This window comes from Halosegnis sp., assembly GCF_042216475.1.
Classification (GTDB): Archaea; Halobacteriota; Halobacteria; order Halobacteriales; family Haloarculaceae; genus Halosegnis.
The window spans coordinates 131931-146624 of sequence record NZ_JBDGTV010000014.1; the positions used below are offsets into that span (position 1 = coordinate 131931).

The 14694-nt window shown below is 64.6% G+C and carries 16 protein-coding genes and 1 pseudogene; 11 read left to right on the top strand and 6 right to left on the bottom strand.

All coding sequences use genetic code 11. The features are described from left to right. Positions 1-36: 36 nt before the first annotated feature. Positions 37-1302 carry a PAS domain-containing protein gene (locus ABEJ63_RS10345; RefSeq protein WP_375796291.1) on the top strand — a complete coding sequence of 422 codons (1266 nt, stop codon included), beginning with the start codon at positions 37-39 and terminating at the stop codon, positions 1300-1302. Further along, entirely contained in the window at positions 1191-1868 is a 678-nt protein-coding gene (locus tag ABEJ63_RS10350; RefSeq protein ID WP_375796292.1) for a sensor histidine kinase, read from the top strand. Before ABEJ63_RS10345 ends, ABEJ63_RS10350 begins: the two co-directional genes overlap by 112 nt. Here the strand turns inward: ABEJ63_RS10350 and lysS are convergent. Then, positions 1852-3483: a lysine--tRNA ligase gene (gene lysS, locus ABEJ63_RS10355; RefSeq protein WP_375796293.1), complete on the bottom strand. Its 1632-nt coding sequence runs from the start codon at positions 3481-3483 to the stop codon at positions 1852-1854. The two genes, ABEJ63_RS10350 and lysS, sit on opposite strands and share 17 nt — an antisense overlap. Continuing rightward, the gene (gene pyrH, locus ABEJ63_RS10360) at positions 3480-4184 is read right to left on the bottom strand and encodes a UMP kinase (RefSeq protein WP_375796294.1); all 705 of its coding nucleotides are present in this window, start codon (positions 4182-4184) and stop codon (positions 3480-3482) included. The genes lysS and pyrH overlap by 4 nt, the downstream gene beginning before the upstream one ends. Positions 4185-4268: 84 nt before the next feature. On the opposite strand from pyrH, the gene ABEJ63_RS10365 reads away from it, so the two are divergent. From ABEJ63_RS10365 to ABEJ63_RS10375, 3 genes are all read left to right on the top strand, one after another. Further along, positions 4269-5096 (top strand): molybdopterin synthase, encoded by an 828-nt coding sequence (locus ABEJ63_RS10365; RefSeq protein ID WP_375796295.1) that lies wholly within the window; start codon positions 4269-4271, stop codon positions 5094-5096. A 200-nt stretch (positions 5097-5296) separates the two neighbouring features. Next, positions 5297-5539, top strand: coding sequence for a hypothetical protein (locus ABEJ63_RS10370; RefSeq protein WP_375796296.1), 243 nt, complete (start codon positions 5297-5299; stop codon positions 5537-5539). Between the two features lie 85 nt (positions 5540-5624). After that, a complete protein-coding gene (locus tag ABEJ63_RS10375) occupies positions 5625-6803 on the top strand; it encodes a site-2 protease family protein (protein ID WP_375796297.1) in 1179 nt (392 codons plus the stop codon). On the opposite strand, the gene thiL is transcribed toward ABEJ63_RS10375, so the two are convergent. Then, positions 6800-7660: a thiamine-phosphate kinase gene (gene thiL / locus ABEJ63_RS10380; RefSeq protein ID WP_375796298.1), complete on the bottom strand. Its 861-nt coding sequence runs from the start codon at positions 7658-7660 to the stop codon at positions 6800-6802. The genes ABEJ63_RS10375 and thiL overlap by 4 nt on opposite strands. 80 nt (positions 7661-7740) lie before the next feature. Here thiL and ABEJ63_RS10385 point away from each other — a divergent pair, with 80 nt between their 5' ends. The 5 genes from ABEJ63_RS10385 to ABEJ63_RS10405 all read left to right on the top strand — a co-directional run bounded on the left by ABEJ63_RS10385 (position 7741) and on the right by ABEJ63_RS10405 (position 11269). Continuing rightward, a complete protein-coding gene (locus ABEJ63_RS10385; protein ID WP_375796299.1) occupies positions 7741-8760 on the top strand; it encodes a YbhN family protein in 1020 nt (339 codons plus the stop codon). A 56-nt stretch (positions 8761-8816) separates the two neighbouring features. Then, positions 8817-9275: a 30S ribosomal protein S19e gene (locus ABEJ63_RS10390; protein WP_375796300.1), complete on the top strand. Its 459-nt coding sequence runs from the start codon at positions 8817-8819 to the stop codon at positions 9273-9275. A 40-nt stretch (positions 9276-9315) separates the two neighbouring features. Then, a complete protein-coding gene (locus ABEJ63_RS10395) occupies positions 9316-9660 on the top strand; it encodes a DNA-binding protein (protein WP_375796301.1) in 345 nt (114 codons plus the stop codon). After that, positions 9661-10251: an asparagine synthase-related protein gene (locus ABEJ63_RS10400; RefSeq protein ID WP_375796302.1), complete on the top strand. Its 591-nt coding sequence runs from the start codon at positions 9661-9663 to the stop codon at positions 10249-10251. A 79-nt stretch (positions 10252-10330) separates the two neighbouring features. Next, positions 10331-11269: an acyltransferase gene (locus tag ABEJ63_RS10405; RefSeq protein ID WP_375796303.1), complete on the top strand. Its 939-nt coding sequence runs from the start codon at positions 10331-10333 to the stop codon at positions 11267-11269. On the opposite strand, the gene ABEJ63_RS10410 is transcribed toward ABEJ63_RS10405, so the two are convergent. From ABEJ63_RS10410 to ABEJ63_RS10420, 3 genes are read right to left on the bottom strand one after another with little or no spacing between them, the layout of a single operon-like run. Next, complete coding sequence (locus ABEJ63_RS10410) at positions 11266-12588, bottom strand: aryl-sulfate sulfotransferase (RefSeq protein WP_375796304.1); 1323 nt, start codon at positions 12586-12588, stop codon at positions 11266-11268. The two genes, ABEJ63_RS10405 and ABEJ63_RS10410, sit on opposite strands and share 4 nt — an antisense overlap. Positions 12589-12631: 43 nt before the next feature. Continuing rightward, positions 12632-13312, bottom strand: a complete 681-nt coding sequence (locus ABEJ63_RS10415; RefSeq protein ID WP_375796305.1) for a haloacid dehalogenase type II — start codon at positions 13310-13312, stop codon at positions 12632-12634. Between the two features lie 49 nt (positions 13313-13361). Beyond that, on the bottom strand, positions 13362-14288 hold the full coding sequence (locus tag ABEJ63_RS10420; RefSeq protein WP_375796306.1) for a winged helix-turn-helix domain-containing protein: 927 nt from the start codon (positions 14286-14288) through the stop codon (positions 13362-13364). 144 nt (positions 14289-14432) lie between these two features. Here ABEJ63_RS10420 and ABEJ63_RS10425 point away from each other — a divergent pair. Beyond that, positions 14433-14694 (top strand): annotated as a pseudogene (locus ABEJ63_RS10425) (RNA-guided endonuclease TnpB family protein); the annotation flags it as partial.

Below are 14694 nucleotides of genomic sequence, written 5' to 3' on the forward strand. Positions count from 1 at the left end.
ACAATTATATACACCTCTATCCGCTTTCTCGGTATAGTGGCATCGACACGACAGTCGGACGTCCCGGCACTCATCGACGCGCTCGATGAGCCGTTCGTCGCGTTCGATGAGGCGGGGACGCTTCGCGACTGGAATCGTGCGCTCGAGGCAGCGACGGGCCGCACAGAGACGGCGCTGGCCGGCCTCGACGTGGCGCGGCTGTTCACCGAGGCGACCGCTGAGGCAGTCGCCGCGGCCGTCGAGGCCGTCGTCGAGGGGGCAGAGCGTCGTGTCGAGGCAGAGTTGGCTGGCTCAGACGGCCCCATTCCCTGCGAGGTCAGACTACGGGTGGTGCCCGACGCTGACGGGCTATACGCCGCCGTGATCCGTGACCTCGGCGAAGAGGCGGCGCCAGACCACGGCGTGCTCGACCGGATGTCAGACGGCTTCTTCGCCGTCGATCATAACTGGTACGTAACCCAGTGTAACGAGAACGGCCGGCGTATCCTCGCTGAGGCGATGGACGACAGCGTGGCCAGTGTCGAGGGGCGACACCTCTGGGAGTCGATTCCCGACGCCGTTGACACAACATTCTACGAGAAATACCACGAGGCCGTCGAGACGGGAGAACCCGTCACGTTTGAGGCAGAGTATCCCCCGCTGGACGCTCACTTCGATGTGCGGGCATATCCGACGCCGTCGGGGCTGTCAGTGTACTTCTACGACGTAACCCGCTACCGCCGCCAGCAGGCAGCACTTGAGCAACGGCAGCGGGTGCTCCGGGAGATGTACGATATCATCTCCGACCGCGATCGGCCGTTCGATGAACAGGTGGAAGCGCTGCTCGCGCTCGGGCGGACAGAACTCGGCGCCGACTACGGCGTACTCTCCAGGATACGCGGCGAGGATTACCATGTCGACATAGTCGACGCCGAGGGCGACCTCGTGTCGGCTGGCGACGTGGTGCCACTGTCGGCGACATATTGCGAGACGGTGGCGACCGGCGAGCGAACGGTCGTGCTCGGCGATGTCAGCGACGATGAGCGAGAACGCCGCAGAGCGGCGTTCACCGAGTGGAACGTCGCCTGCTACATCGGCGCGCCCGTGTTCGGCACAGACGGCGTGTATGGCACGTTCTGCTTCTACGACGACGAGCCGCGGGCTGGCGAATTCTCCGAGTGGGAGGTGACGCTCGTTGACCTGATGAGTCGGTGGGTGAGTTACGAACTCCAACACAAGCAGACAACGGAGCGGCTCCGCCGGCAGAACGAGAAGTTGGAACGGTTCGCCTCCATTGGAGTCACGACCTGCGCAACCCGCTGAGCGTACTCGACGGCTGGCTCGAGCTGGCTGAGGAGACAGGCGACCCTGAGCAGTTCCAGCGGTGTTACGACGCTATCGACCGGATGAACGAACTCATCGATGACCTGCTGACGCTGGCACGAGCCGGTCGCGACATCGACGAGCTAGAGCCGGTCGAGCTCGAGGATGCAGTGGAGGCCGCGTGGCAGGGTGTCGCAACTGACGAGGCGACACTTACCGTTGAGACAGAGTTCACGCTATCGGCCGACAAGACCCGGCTCCGACAACTCCTCGGGAATCTCATCCGCAACGCTGTCGAGCACGCCGGGCCAGACGTGACCGTGACTGTCGGTGACACCCCGGGCGGCTTCTACGTTGCCGACAACGGACCAGGTGTGCCGGCCGAAGATCGCGAGCGAATCTTCGAAAGCGGCTACACGACAGCCGAGGAAGGGACGGGCTTTGGGCTGGCCATCGTGGAAGAGATTGCCGAGGCACACGGCTGGTCCATCGCGGTCGCAGAAAGCGAGTCGGGCGGTGCCCGCTTCGAATTCACCGGCATCACCCGGGTTAGCCCTCGAGCCTGAGCCGCTCGAGCACGAATTGCGTGTCCAGGGCCGCGAGGAACGGACCGAGCCGTGGCCCCTCTGATTCGTCGAGAAACAGCCGGTACCCGGCGGTGAAGAAGTCGCCCACATCGACGCCGTGTTCGCGAGCAATCTCGTAAATCTCGCCCTGGAGTGACTCCTCGTCGGGTGACTCCGCTTCGATAAACGCTGCAAGATCCGCCAACGCCGTGCGAGTCGTATCGTCGAAGCTCACGTCCGGGCGCTCCTCAGCGAGTCGATAGTTGTAGGCGTTGTCGGTGCGGAGAGCCCAGTTTCGGGCTTTCTCAACGCGGGCGAGTGCGGCCGCAACTTGGTCGGCGTCGGCATCCGCAGGGATGTGTCCAGAGCGGCGTGCCATCGTCTCGCGCAGGTCGTCGTTGTCGGTCATCCCGAGCACGGCCGCGAACCGGTAGGGTATCCGGACGCGGTTCGGGTCTGGATCGGCGACGACGAACGGGTACGCCCGCTCGGCGCGCCGCCGCTCTGTCTCGGTGCCGTCCGTCTCACCGAAATAGAGCCGCTCGAATCGGTCGAATTCGTCGACCAGCTGGTCGAGCCGCTCAATGTCGAAGTCACGGGCCCGCTTCGGATCCTTCGCGAAGAAGTAGCGGACCACCTCCGGCTCCAACAATTCCAGCACCTCCGAGACCATCACGACGTTGCCAGCCGACGAGGAGAACGGCTCGCCGTTGAGCGTGAACCACTCATATGTCATCGGGACGGGCGGCTCGTCGTCGAGCAAGGCACGCGCGATGTGTTCGCCAGAAGGCCAAGAGCCCTCGGCGTGGTCCTTTCCGAACGGCTCGAAGTCGACGCCGAGTACGCGCCACTGGGCGGGCCACTCGAACCGCCACGGTAGTTTCCCCTCTCGGAGGGTTGCCGTCCCCTCGTGGCCACACCCCTCAATCGTCTGGCCGCCAGCCTCCATGTCCGTACAGCGGTAGTCGACGGTGCCGGCTGCGGCGTCTACAGCTGTCACCGTCTCCGTCACCTTGCCACACGACGCACAGATGGGGTTGAACGGGACATATGACTCGTCGACGGTGCTCTGGTAGTCGGCGAGCAGATTGCGGGCCTGCTCACGCTTCTCAAGGAGCAGCTGGGTCACCGGCTCGAAGGTACCGTTCTCGTAAAGCGCCGTGTTCGACACCACCTCAATGTCGACGCCCAACAGGTCGGCCGACCGGCGGATGAGCGTCGAAAAGTGGTCACCGTAGGAATCACAGCAGTCGAACGGGTCAGGCACGTCGGTGTATGGCTTGCCGAGGTTAGTGCCGAGGGCCGCGGCATCCACCTCCCCCAATCCCACAATGTTCCCGTCAAGATCCGCGAGCTTCCGGGGGAGACTCCGGAGTGGATCACGGTCGTCGGTGGTGAAGACGTGTCGCACCTCATGGCCCCGCTCGCGCAGTACTTCCGCAACGAAGTGGCCCCGCATGACCTCGTTCATGTTACCGAAATGGGGCACGCCGGACGGTGAGATGCCCCCCTTGATGACGATTGGGGCGTCGGGATTCCGCTCCTCTATCGCGTCTGCAGCGGCGTCAGCCCAGAAATCGTAGCGGCGGTCTGCGAGCGTGTGTGGGGTCGTCACTGCCCACCACCGGCCGCATCGGGGACCACACGCGTGCCATCGAAGGTGTCGTCTTCGATGGTCCGTCTGACCCGTTCGGGGTCCGAGCCATCGAGAACGACCGTCTCGAGGCCGGCACGTTGTATCACCTTCGCCGCCAGCAGGTCAACCGGCACAGACGCGCCGGCGGTCATTTCCATCTCAGCGATGGTGGCGACGAGTTCGCCCGCAGACAGTTCGTCGTACCGCTCAGGGTCAGCCGCCTCGTTAGGGTCTGCCGAGAAGACACCGGGAACAGAGGTAGCATAGACGAGCCGGTCGGCGTCGACGTACTCGGCTAGCGCGGCAGCGACGGCATCGGTCGTCTGTGCGGGGACGACGCCACCCATGACGGCCACATCGCCACGGTGGAGTGCCTCGTCTGCCCCCTCGTAGTCAGTAGAGACGGTCGAGGCGGCCACCGCTTCGTCGAGAGCTGCCAGCAGGAGGCGGGCATTGAGCCGGGTAACGGCGATGCCTAGCTGGTCGAGCTCAATCTCATTGGCGCCTAACTCACGGGCGGCACCGATGTACTCACGAGCGACGCCACCACCGCCGACCACCACAGCCACTTCATGGCCGGCCTCGACAAGCGACTCGATGACGGCCGCGTACGGCTCAACCCGGTGGGTATCGGGGTCAGGCACCAGTACGCTGCCGCCGACGGATACGACGACTCTCATTAGTAACGACGACCCGCGTTCGCCGCTTAAGACTTGTCAACCCCTGGGCGACACCTACAAGCCCGCGGCGGCGAACCACCGGGTATGTACGCACTTGGCATCGTCGGTCCGGAGGCAACGCGGGCCGTCGGCCAGCTTGCAGGGGCACTCGACGGGCGGACGGCAGTCGTCAGGCGGCTGGTGGAGGATGGCGACGGGCCACGTCGTGGGCACCTGCACGCAGACGGCGGCCTCAGGCAGGTGCAGGCATCAACCACGTATAATATCGGCGACGGCTGGGACGCAACGAGCGACGTCGAGATGTCGTTAACGGATGCACTCGACCGGCTCGCCCCCGACCATGAGTATACGCTCGCCGTCGGGTTTCCTGACGCGCGGATACCGCAGGTGACACTGGGCAGCGTCGAGGCCGGCGACACGCTGGCGAGCGCACCCGACGCGGCCAGTCTCGATGTAGAGACGGTGATCGAACGGCTCCATGACCGCCCGGAACACGAGACGCTAGAGTCGCTCGTCGCGCAGGTGAAGGCCGCACCGTCTGCTGACCGCGCGGGTGCTATCGCGACGTTCACCGGACGAGTACGGGCACGTGACAGCGAGGAGGATGCTCCAACGGAGTACTTAGAGTTCGAGATGTACGACGGCGTCGCTCAGCGGACGATGCGGACCATTGAGTCGGAACTCGAGGAGCGCGAAGGGGTTCTCGAGGTCGCGATGCACCACCGACAGGGCGTTATCCCTGACGGCGAGGATATCGTGTTCGTTGTCGTGCTCGCAGGACACCGCGAAGAGGCGTTCGAGACTGTCTCCGACGGCATCAATCGGTTGAAAGACGAGGTGCCTATCTTCAAGAAAGAGGTCACCGCCGAGGAGACGTTTTGGGTCCACGAGGCCGAGCGCGACGGGTCGTGAGCGGCTGCTCGGAGGCAACTTCGGTACGCTCTCCGTAGGTACATTGCGGCCTGAGAACAATTTATAAAACGTCTAAGCGCTTCTCAGGTATTTGTAAAAGGTACCTTTCATCGCAATTCGACCCGGAAAAGGCCCGAATCGACTCGAAGCTTCCTTCGTTTATATGCCCCCGTAGGGCAATGGGGTGAATGAGGCGAAGCATGAGCGTCAAAACCCCCGCAAACGAGACCGACACGAAGGAGAGTCGCCTGAAGCGCTACCTGAAGCAGAAGGCGTCTGACGGCGAGATGTACTTCAAGTCGAAGTTCATTGCCGACGAGGTAGGACTCTCGCCCAAGGAAATTGGCGCGCTGATGGTGAAGCTGCGCGACTCCGCAAGCGACATCGAGATTGAAAAGTGGTCGTACACGAGCGCGACGACGTGGCGAGTGACGCCGGCGTAGACGCCTCACCGTTCTCTCCCGCCCTCCAGTAGCGGTTCGGCTCCGTGTCCGGGGATTTATCTGCCGGAGCCACTTTCCCACGGTGATGACCGACAGCGACGCCGCGGGCGCGGCCGCAGCGAACGTGCCGCCGCCTTCGGCGCTCGCCGGGGCGTTCCGTGTCGAGGAACGCCGCCGCGAAGGCGATCGCATCCTCTACGTCGGTGAGCCGTTGTTGCCGGCTGACGAATTAGAGCGGCGCGTCTGGCCGACATTCCGTGAGGCTGGCTACAGCGTTCGGCTCACTCGAGTGACTGACACGGAACCGGACCCGGTGTCAGGAGTCGAACTCCGGAGCCGTCGCTACGCGTTGGTCGCCGAGCCAGCCGGCGGCGGCATCGAGGGTATCCCATGGACGAACATCGTGATGTTCCTGCTCACTGTCGCGACAACGCTGTTCGTCGGCTCCTCGTGGTACTACGAGCAAGTTACGGGGCCGCTGGACCTGCTGACGGGCCAGAGTTGGCAGTTTAGCGCGGCCGTCCTCTCCGTGCTCGCAGTTCACGAATTCGGCCACTACGCGCTCTCGCGACATCACGACGTGAGCGCCTCGCTACCGTACTTTATTCCGTTCCCAAGCATCATCGGAACGCTCGGGGCCGTCATCAAGATGGACGGGCGCATCCCCGACCGGCGAGCGCTGTTTGACATCGGCGTCGCTGGGCCGCTGGCGGGGCTCGTCGCCGCGGTGATGGTAAGCATCGTTGGGCTGAGTATGGAGCCAATCACCGTGCCCCAGCGCATCCTCGAGAGTTCGAACGCTGTCGCCATCGAATTCGGTTACCCGCCGCTATTACAGCTGCTGGCGGAGTTGACGGGGCGGCCACTGGAGTACTCTAATCCTCAACTTGCGGTGAATCCGGTGGTGTTCGGCGGCTGGGTGGGGATGTTCGTCACCTTCCTTAACCTCATCCCTGTTGGCCAATTCGACGGGGGCCACCTCATGCGGGCGATGGTCGGCGAACGGGCGGCGTCGGTCGCCGCGCTGGTGCCGGCCGCGCTGTTCGGCCTCGCGGGCTACCTGTACGCGTTCGCTGACGTCGGCATCAATGCGCCCGCCCTCTGGGGGTTCTGGGGGCTGTTCACGCTCGGGGTCGCCTACGTCGGCCCCGCCGACCCTGTCTACGACGAGCCGCTGGATCGCCGCCGCATGGCTGTTGGCGTCCTCACGTTTCTGTTGGGCGGGCTGTGTTTCGTCCCTGTCCCGTTCCAGATACTCAGCTAATGAGTGTAACCACGGTCCGCAAGTGGCGCCTCGTCAAGCCGAACACCGCCGGTCGTCGTCTCCCCGACCACCGACACCGGTACGGGCGCGACCGACCGCGCACGGTCCGGATCAGGCGTCGTGAACACTAATTCGAAATCCTCGCCGAAGTGGACCGCAAGCTCTCGTTCGTCATCAGCGTCCTCAGCCACACGCGGAACGGTCTCGTGGACGGGAAGCCGATTGCTCTCGACGTCAAATCCGCAGTCAGACGCCTCCGCGAGCTGGTGGAGCGAGCGTGCAAGTCCGTCGCTCGAATCGAGCATCGCAGTGGCATGGGAAGCAAGCGCACGGCCGGCCGCGATCCGCGGCTCGAACCGGAACAGCGCGTTCGCCTGCTCCGCATCCGTCTCGAATAGCCTGAGGGCAGCGGCGGACCGGCCGAGCGTTCCAGTCACGCAGACCGCCTCACCCGGCGCGGCGCCGGACCGCAACACCGGGTCGTCGGTCTCGCCGAGGGCGGTTGTCGCAACGGTGAACTCGTCGTGGCCGTCAAGATCGCCGCCGACGTACTCGGCGCCGACGGCTGCACACACCTCACGGGCGCCACACAGGAACGCGCGGAGCTCGTCGGCGACGAACTCGGGGGCAGCATAGACGGCGACAGCTGCGGTCGCGTCTGCGCCCATAGCAGCCACATCTGACAGGGAGGCACCGACAGCTCGCCACCCCGCCGTGTAGCGGGTCGTCCCCGCCGGGAAGTCCGTCCGGTCGTGGAGCATGTCCGTCGTGACGACCGTTGAGTCGACGACGGCACAGTCGTCGCCAGCGGCTGGGAGTTCCTCGCCCACGAGCGCGAGCGCAGCCCGTTCGTCCATACGCCACCGCGGGCGGCCGGAGGAAAAGCCGTGTCGGCTGCGACCGAACCCGATAAACGCGCTCCGCCGGAAGCCCGGGTATGAACGTCGACCGCCGGGCATCACTGGTCGGGTTCACCTTGGCGGCGCTCGTGCTCGCCGTCGTCGGCTGGCTGGTCGGCCCCGGCCGGGTGGCAGACGCTATCGCCCGCGCGAACCCGCCGGCGCTGGCGGCGGTCTTCGGCGTCGCAACCCTGTGGCTCACGGCCTGGGGGCTGGCGCTCCGGACGGTGCTCGGCGGACTTGGCGCGACTGTCCGGGGCCACGTCGCCGTGCTGGTATTCGCGGCTGCAACGTTCGCCAACAACGTGACGCCGTTCGGACAAGCTGGCGGCGAACCGGTAGCCGCGCTCTTCATTTCTCGGACTGCCAACACGGAGTACGAGACGTCGCTGGCAGCTATCGCGTCGGTCGACTCGCTCAATTTCGTCCCTTCTATCGGGCTGGCAGCCGCAGGGATTGCCTACTTTTCGACGCGGCTCACTTTTGGCTCACGACTCCGCGTAGCTGCCCTCGCGGTCGGCGCGCTCGCGCTGGCAGTGCCGGTGCTGGCGGTGGCTGGCTGGCGCTACCGCTATCGAGTCGAACGGGTCGTCATCCGGGCAGTAACACCGGTTGTTCGGGCAGTTAGTCGCGTCGTCCCCGGCCGATCAGCACCTGGCCAGTCTGCCGTCCGGGGGCGCGTTGAGGGGTTCTTTGCGGCCATCGAGCGGGTGAGCGGCAATCGCCGACGGCTCGCGGTCGCGCTTGGGCTCTCAGCGACCGGCTGGCTCTGTCTGGCCACGTCGCTCTGGCTCTCGCTTGTGGCGTTAGACGCGGCAGTCGCCTACCCGGTCGTGCTGGTTGTCGTTCCTGTCGGCGCCATCGCAGGCATCACGCCGCTACCGGGTGGGTTGGGCGGTGTCGAGACGGTTATCATCGCGCTGCTGGTCGCGCTCGGGGTAGCTGCCGACACCGCCGCGGCTGCGGTGGTCATTCACCGGGTCGGGACGTACCTGCTGCCGACGGCCGTGGGCGGCGGCGTGGCGGGTGTGCTCGGCTCGGACCGACTGGGTGCCTGAGCCGCCCGCGGGCGGCTAACGTCAGTCTTAAACGCCACGGGGCGGATGTGATGGTAATGGCGACACTCTACGACGCCCCTGCCGACGAGCTTATCGAGGCCGTGGCGGCCGAGCTGAGCGATGAGTTGGATGAGCCCGAGTGGCTCGAGTACACGAAGACTGGTACCGCAAAAGAGCTCCCCCCTGAACAGGAGGACTTCTGGGCGCGCCGCGGCGCGTCGCTGCTCCGGAAGGTAGCTGTCGACGGGCCGGTCGGCGTCGAGCGACTGTCGACGGCCTACGGCGATGCCGAGAAGGGGTCGACTCGCTACCGGGTCCGCCCAAGCGCACAGCAGGACGGCTCGCAAAATGTCATCCGAACACTGCTTCAGCAGCTCGACGACGCCGGTTACATCAACACCAACGAGAAGCGCGGCCGCGAAGTCACCGGTGAGGGGCGCGCGCTGCTCGACGAGACGGCGACCCGGCTCATCGAAGAGGACCTCGACCGGCCGGAACTCGAGCGGTACGCCTGAGGGCGAAACCGTTTTTCGCACGGCACCAAAACGTAAGACCATGAGCGACGAGCCCACGGACGACGAACTCGAGGAGCTGCGGAAAAAGAAGATGGAACAGCTGCAAGACCAGCAAGCCGGCGGTGAAGAGGCCCGCGAGGCCCAGCGCCAGCAGGCGGAGGCCCAGAAGAAGGCTGTGCTCCGCCAGACGCTGACGGACGGCGCCCGCAAGCGGCTCAACTCCGTGAAGATGTCCAAACCAGAGTTCGGTGAGCAGGTCGAACAGCAGGTGGTCGCACTGGCCCGCAGCGGCCGTGTCCAGGGGAAAATTGACGAAGAGCAGATGAAGTCACTCCTCCAGGAGCTCCAGCCCGACAAACAGGACTTCAACATTAAGCGGCGGTAGATGCGGGCGGGAGTCCTCTTTTCGGGGGGGAAGGACTCCTCGCTGGCGGCGCTACTACTCGACCGGTTCTACGACGTGCGGCTTGTCCACGCCGGCTTCGGAGTCGGCGATGCAGCCGACCATGCGGCCGCCACTGCCGAGGAGCTTGGCTTCCCGTTCGAGCGGCTCACCCTCGAGACGGCGGTGGCTGATGAGGCCGTCGCCCGAATGGCCGAAGACGGGTTCCCACGCAATGGCATCCAGACCGTCCACGAGGCTGCGCTGGAAGCCGTCGCAGACGGCGAGTTTGACGCCGTTGCGGACGGTACCCGTCGTGACGACCGGGTCCCGACGGTGTCGCGAGCGTGGGCCCAGTCGCTCGAGGAGCGACACGACATCGACTATCTCTCGCCGCTTGCGGGCTTCGGCCGTGGGGCCGTCGACCGGCTGGCGGCTGACACACTCGAGATAGAGGAGGGGCCCGCCAGGACGCTCGCGAAAGGCGACTACGAGGCGGAGCTGCGGGAGCTGCTCCGCGAGGCAGAGGGAGCGTCGCTCGTCGAGGCGGTGTTTCCCGAGCGGGTCCAAACGCGGGTCACCGGCCGCCGGTAACGGCACCGTAATCGGGTAACAGACCCGTAACGGGAGCCGGACGGAAACCCTGATACGCGCCCGTCGGGTATCGAGGGGCATGACAAAGCGGCACGTGTCGCTGCCTGCAGAGGCAGAGGAGGGACTGTCCGCATTCATCGAAGAGGTCGACGCCCGACTGACGGCCGCCGGACCGGACGCAGCAGAGAGTACCTGCGAGGTCGTTCAGGACGTACTCGTCGACCTGTATGGTGATCGCGAGGCCTACGAGCGGTGGCAGACCGGCAAGGAGGTGTCGCCGGCCGCACGGGTGCGTCTCCAGGGGTACGACCCGTGCAACGCCACTCTCGAGGCGGAGTACTATGCTGAGAAGGACGAGACTCGCTTCGAGCGATCGAAACACCTCCAGTGGCTCTGGCGTCAGTTCGATGCCACACCGATGGCGGATAACATCGCCTTCGCGCTCCGGTTCCGGCAGATGCTCGCAAACCACCTATTCGAGGAGGCTGGCGACAACCTCCGTATTTTCAAGGGAGTAACCTTCTCCTACGGCCACAACATCACGATGGGCGACAATACAGTGGTCCACGACGATGTCCATCTCGACGACCGGGGGCGACTTACCATCGGCGACCGCGTCTCTATCTCCGATAATGCCCACGTATACAGCCACGACCACGACGTGGTTGACCAGACAGAGGTGCGCAACTATCACACGATTATCGAAGACGACGCGCGGATCACCTACGATTCGATGGTGACCGCAGGTGTGAAGATAGGCGAGAACAGTCTCGTGGGCGCGCGCGCTACTGTCACCGGCGACGTTCCGGCTCACCACGTCGTCGTCGGTCAGCCGGCAAAGCCAGTCCGCGTCAAACCCGGCTTTGAGGGCGCCACCGAGAAGCAGGAGGGACGCCTTGTCGACAACAGCGACGAGCGCGAACTCGGCTACGCCGTCGACGAAGATGTCGACCGCTTCGACGAGTTCGGCCGCCCGCCAGAGCTCTCGCGGCCTGTCCAGCCACACCGCGAGCCCTAGCGGAGTTCGCGGGCGAGCAGCAGTGCCGCGGTCACGTCTCCAAGCGCCACCACGAGCCCAAGCGGCCCCATCCACGCCGGGAGAATGAAAGAGAGCCACGAGTCAAGAGTGGCGTATGCGTCGACCAGCGGCCCGCCGGTCCGGCTGGTAAGGGTACCACCCGACTGGGCGACGTCAGGCTCTTCAGGCAGGTGTTCGCCGGTCAGTCGAATCCGGTCAGCCTCGTAGATAATGGCGCGTCTGCCCAACTCTGCCCGGGAATCAAATGACCACGCGACGCTTCCATTGGGCGTCACCTCCAGTACGCGGAATCGTCGAGAATCCGTGATGAGTGTATTCCCGTTCGGGAGCCGGTCGGCGTCGCGCGGCCATCGGAGCGTGGCGGGTTCGACGCCTGAAGACGCCGGTACTCGCTCGTAAGTCCAGACAACCTTGCCCGTCTCGGCGTCAAGTTCGACGATGCGGTCGTTCTCCGAGTCTGCGACCAACAACGTTCCTGCCTCCTCAAGCAGATTCGGATTGTGCTGTTCGTTCATTTGCGTGTGGTCATCGGGAGTACCGTACGTCTCGACGATGGTCCCCGACCGGTCGACCTCGAGCACCACATCGAAGTTGCGAATCGAGAGCGTGAAGTGGCCGTTCGAGAGCCGGTCGATGTCGTTCATGTGCGTCCAGTCGGACTCTGAGCCCGAGCGGGTGAACGCCTCCGCCTTATCACCGGGGACATGCTCCTCGAACCACGGTGTCCCTTGGGCAATATGGTCGGTCGCGTTCCACCGCCACGTCACCTCACCAGCCTCGTTTACGGTGAAAGCGCGGTCGTTACCCATATCGATTATCGCCGTCTCACCCGTCGAAAGGCGGTCGGCATCGTGAACCTCGTGGTGGGTTGGGAATGCGTCGTACCAGTCGTACTCCCAGACGATGGTCTTCGTCTCGTAATCGATCTCGACGACACGGTTATGGACGCATGCCTCACGGTTCGTCCGGTCCTGGTACCGCTGCGGACAGTCAGCATTAGGGACGACGACAGCGACGCTTGCGAGCACGTTACCGTTCGGCAGGTGCTCGACGTCGAAGACTCGGCTGTTCGGCACAGACCAGCGCCAGACGACGCTCCCGTTCGGAGCGACGACGGCAGCGTAGCCGTTATTATTCCCGAACCAGCCGACGGCTTGCACGCCGATGAGCGTATGACCCGGATAGGCATCTGGCTCAGCGGCAGCGCCGGCTGCTTCGTGGCTGGCCGCGAGGCCGACCAAGAGTGTCGACGCAAGGACGAGGACGACCACGAGCGCGACCACCCGGGCGGCGTTCATACGCGTGCCTGCGCTGACGTGAGTATAGGCGTGATGGTTCCGACTACAGGTCGAGCTCGTCGGCCAGTGCGGTGAACGAGTCTACCTCGAGTGACGGCTCCGGCCCGAAGTTGGGGTACGGACCGTCGTCGCGGTTCACCCATACACCCTGCATTCCCGCGGCCTCCGCACCCGCAACGTCGAACCAGCCGGCGGTAACGTGGGCAATCTCCTCGATTGGCATCTCGAGGCGGGCAGCAGCGTGGCGATAAATGCCCGGATCTGGCTTGAACGTCTCCACCTCGTCGGCGCTGATGTACCCCTCAACATCGTCGTGGAGGTCCGCGACATCGAACATCGCGTCGAGCATCTCTGGGTTGCCGTTCGAGACGACCCAGAGATCGTACCCCTCCGAGAGCCGCTCGACTCCCTCTGCGACGTCCTCGAACACATGGAGATCCATGTACACCGAGAGGATATCCTCACGCACCGTCTCGGTGACATCGACGCCCGCCGACTCCAGCGCGTAGGTGAGCGCGTGACGGTTGAGTTCGTAGAACGTCTCGTAAGAGTCGGTATCGTTGGCGGCCATCGAGTACATCAGCGAGTGCGAGCGCCACCGCTCGGAGATGAGTTCAGGGTTCTCGACGTAGTCGTTGAGCGCCTCGGTCGCGGAACCGACATCGACGATAGTGCTATACGAGTCGAAAGTGAGCACGGAGACGCGCTCGTCGTCGAACGACATATCCGCGGTCACACGCCCGACCCTCTTATCGGTGCGGGTCGACAGTCCGTCAGGCTGCCTCGCAGGGCCGGCGAGTCGCGTCGAGCACGTCGAGATCGTCGTCAAGCGCCACGACCAGCCGCTCGTCCTCCAGTGGGACTGTGACGGTAATACGCCACGCGTCGCCGGGGCCGTCGCCGCCGACCTGCTCAACGGTGGTGTGCTCGTCAGTGACACACCACTCCAGCGTCCAGTAGGGGACGGCGTTTAGGTCGATTCCGTGGTCCCGGTAGAATGAGACTACCTCCGCGTCGTCCAGCAGCACCAGCCCAACGGATGAATGGATGGTATGGTGACACCGCTGGCACTCGTGTTCGACTCGGACATCGAGGTCAGCGTCGGGGTCATCGCGCGTGTCGAACAGATGCGTCTCCATTCGACCAGAACACTCCGGGCAGACGCCGTCCGCCGAAAGACACGAGAGGTGCCGCGCGCGCTGGTTGAACGCGTCCATCAGTTCCTCGCGAGTGCGGTCGGCCAGTCCCCCCGGAGGGAATGCGTAGCTACCGTGACCGCGGCCACACTCGCCACAACGGACCCGGACTTGCTCGTCCTCGTAGCCGGCGACAAGCGAGGCCCCGCAGTCGACACACTCGCCGGTCACCTCGAACGGGCGAAGCCGGGGATCCTGGTTCAGTGTTCCCGAAAGGACGGCCGCGATGACCGACCGGCCGGCCGCGCGGAACTCGTAGCCGTCGTCCGTCTTGCGGACGAACTGGCCGCGGAGCTTCGAGAGGTGGTAGTTGAACTGCGCAGAGTCAGCCATCCCCACCTCGCGGCGGATGTCTGAGAAGGCCGCGGGACGGTCGAGTTCCCACAGCGCTTCCAGGATGGCGAGGCGCGTCTCGTTGCCCACAACCGCGAAGGCTTCGGCAGGCGCGAGACACTCCTCGCAGGCGAGAATCGAGTCGGCCTCGTTCGTCTGCGAGTCGCTCATAGATACCACAGCGCGGAAACCCACCCCTTCAGGGGTGGGAGGAAGCGCGTTCGCTTGACTACACTACTGGCGTTGCCGGTGGCAGGCTGACTCCCCCACCGGACCATATTAATGTTTTTAAGCATGGGTTGTGTTGTGATTAGTATGGAGGTCCGCCGCACCGTCCCGGTCAAACTCGACGTGACCGACGAACAGGCGGACCTGCTTCACGAGACGATTGACGAGTTCCTGTGGGCCGCCAACTACGTCGTAGACGCCGCGTGGGACGGTGAGTGGGCCGAAACCCGTTCGTCGGTCCTTCACGAGATGACCTACGACGAGGTGCGCGAACAGACGCGACTCCACAGTAACCACGTCCAATCGGCTCGTGACCGTGCTGTCGATGCACTCGATAGTGTGGTCGCCA

Bases quoted from the DNA above. Each gene is read 5' to 3' on its own strand.
- pyrH (WP_375796294.1), bottom strand. From the start codon at position 4,184: ATGAGAGTCGTCGTATCCGTCGGCGGCAGCGTACTGGTGCCTGACCCC.
- ABEJ63_RS10365 (WP_375796295.1), top strand. From the start codon at position 4,269: ATGTACGCACTTGGCATCGTCGGTCCGGAGGCAACGCGGGCCGTCGGC.
- ABEJ63_RS10370 (WP_375796296.1), top strand. From the start codon at position 5,297: ATGAGCGTCAAAACCCCCGCAAACGAGACCGACACGAAGGAGAGTCGC.
- ABEJ63_RS10375 (WP_375796297.1), top strand. From the start codon at position 5,625: ATGACCGACAGCGACGCCGCGGGCGCGGCCGCAGCGAACGTGCCGCCG.
- thiL (WP_375796298.1), bottom strand. From the start codon at position 7,660: ATGGACGAACGGGCTGCGCTCGCGCTCGTGGGCGAGGAACTCCCAGCC.
- ABEJ63_RS10385 (WP_375796299.1), top strand. From the start codon at position 7,741: ATGAACGTCGACCGCCGGGCATCACTGGTCGGGTTCACCTTGGCGGCG.
- ABEJ63_RS10390 (WP_375796300.1), top strand. From the start codon at position 8,817: ATGGCGACACTCTACGACGCCCCTGCCGACGAGCTTATCGAGGCCGTG.
- ABEJ63_RS10395 (WP_375796301.1), top strand. From the start codon at position 9,316: ATGAGCGACGAGCCCACGGACGACGAACTCGAGGAGCTGCGGAAAAAG.
- ABEJ63_RS10400 (WP_375796302.1), top strand. From the start codon at position 9,661: ATGCGGGCGGGAGTCCTCTTTTCGGGGGGGAAGGACTCCTCGCTGGCG.
- ABEJ63_RS10405 (WP_375796303.1), top strand. From the start codon at position 10,331: ATGACAAAGCGGCACGTGTCGCTGCCTGCAGAGGCAGAGGAGGGACTG.
- ABEJ63_RS10410 (WP_375796304.1), bottom strand. From the start codon at position 12,588: ATGAACGCCGCCCGGGTGGTCGCGCTCGTGGTCGTCCTCGTCCTTGCG.
- ABEJ63_RS10415 (WP_375796305.1), bottom strand. From the start codon at position 13,312: ATGTCGTTCGACGACGAGCGCGTCTCCGTGCTCACTTTCGACTCGTAT.
- ABEJ63_RS10420 (WP_375796306.1), bottom strand. From the start codon at position 14,288: ATGAGCGACTCGCAGACGAACGAGGCCGACTCGATTCTCGCCTGCGAG.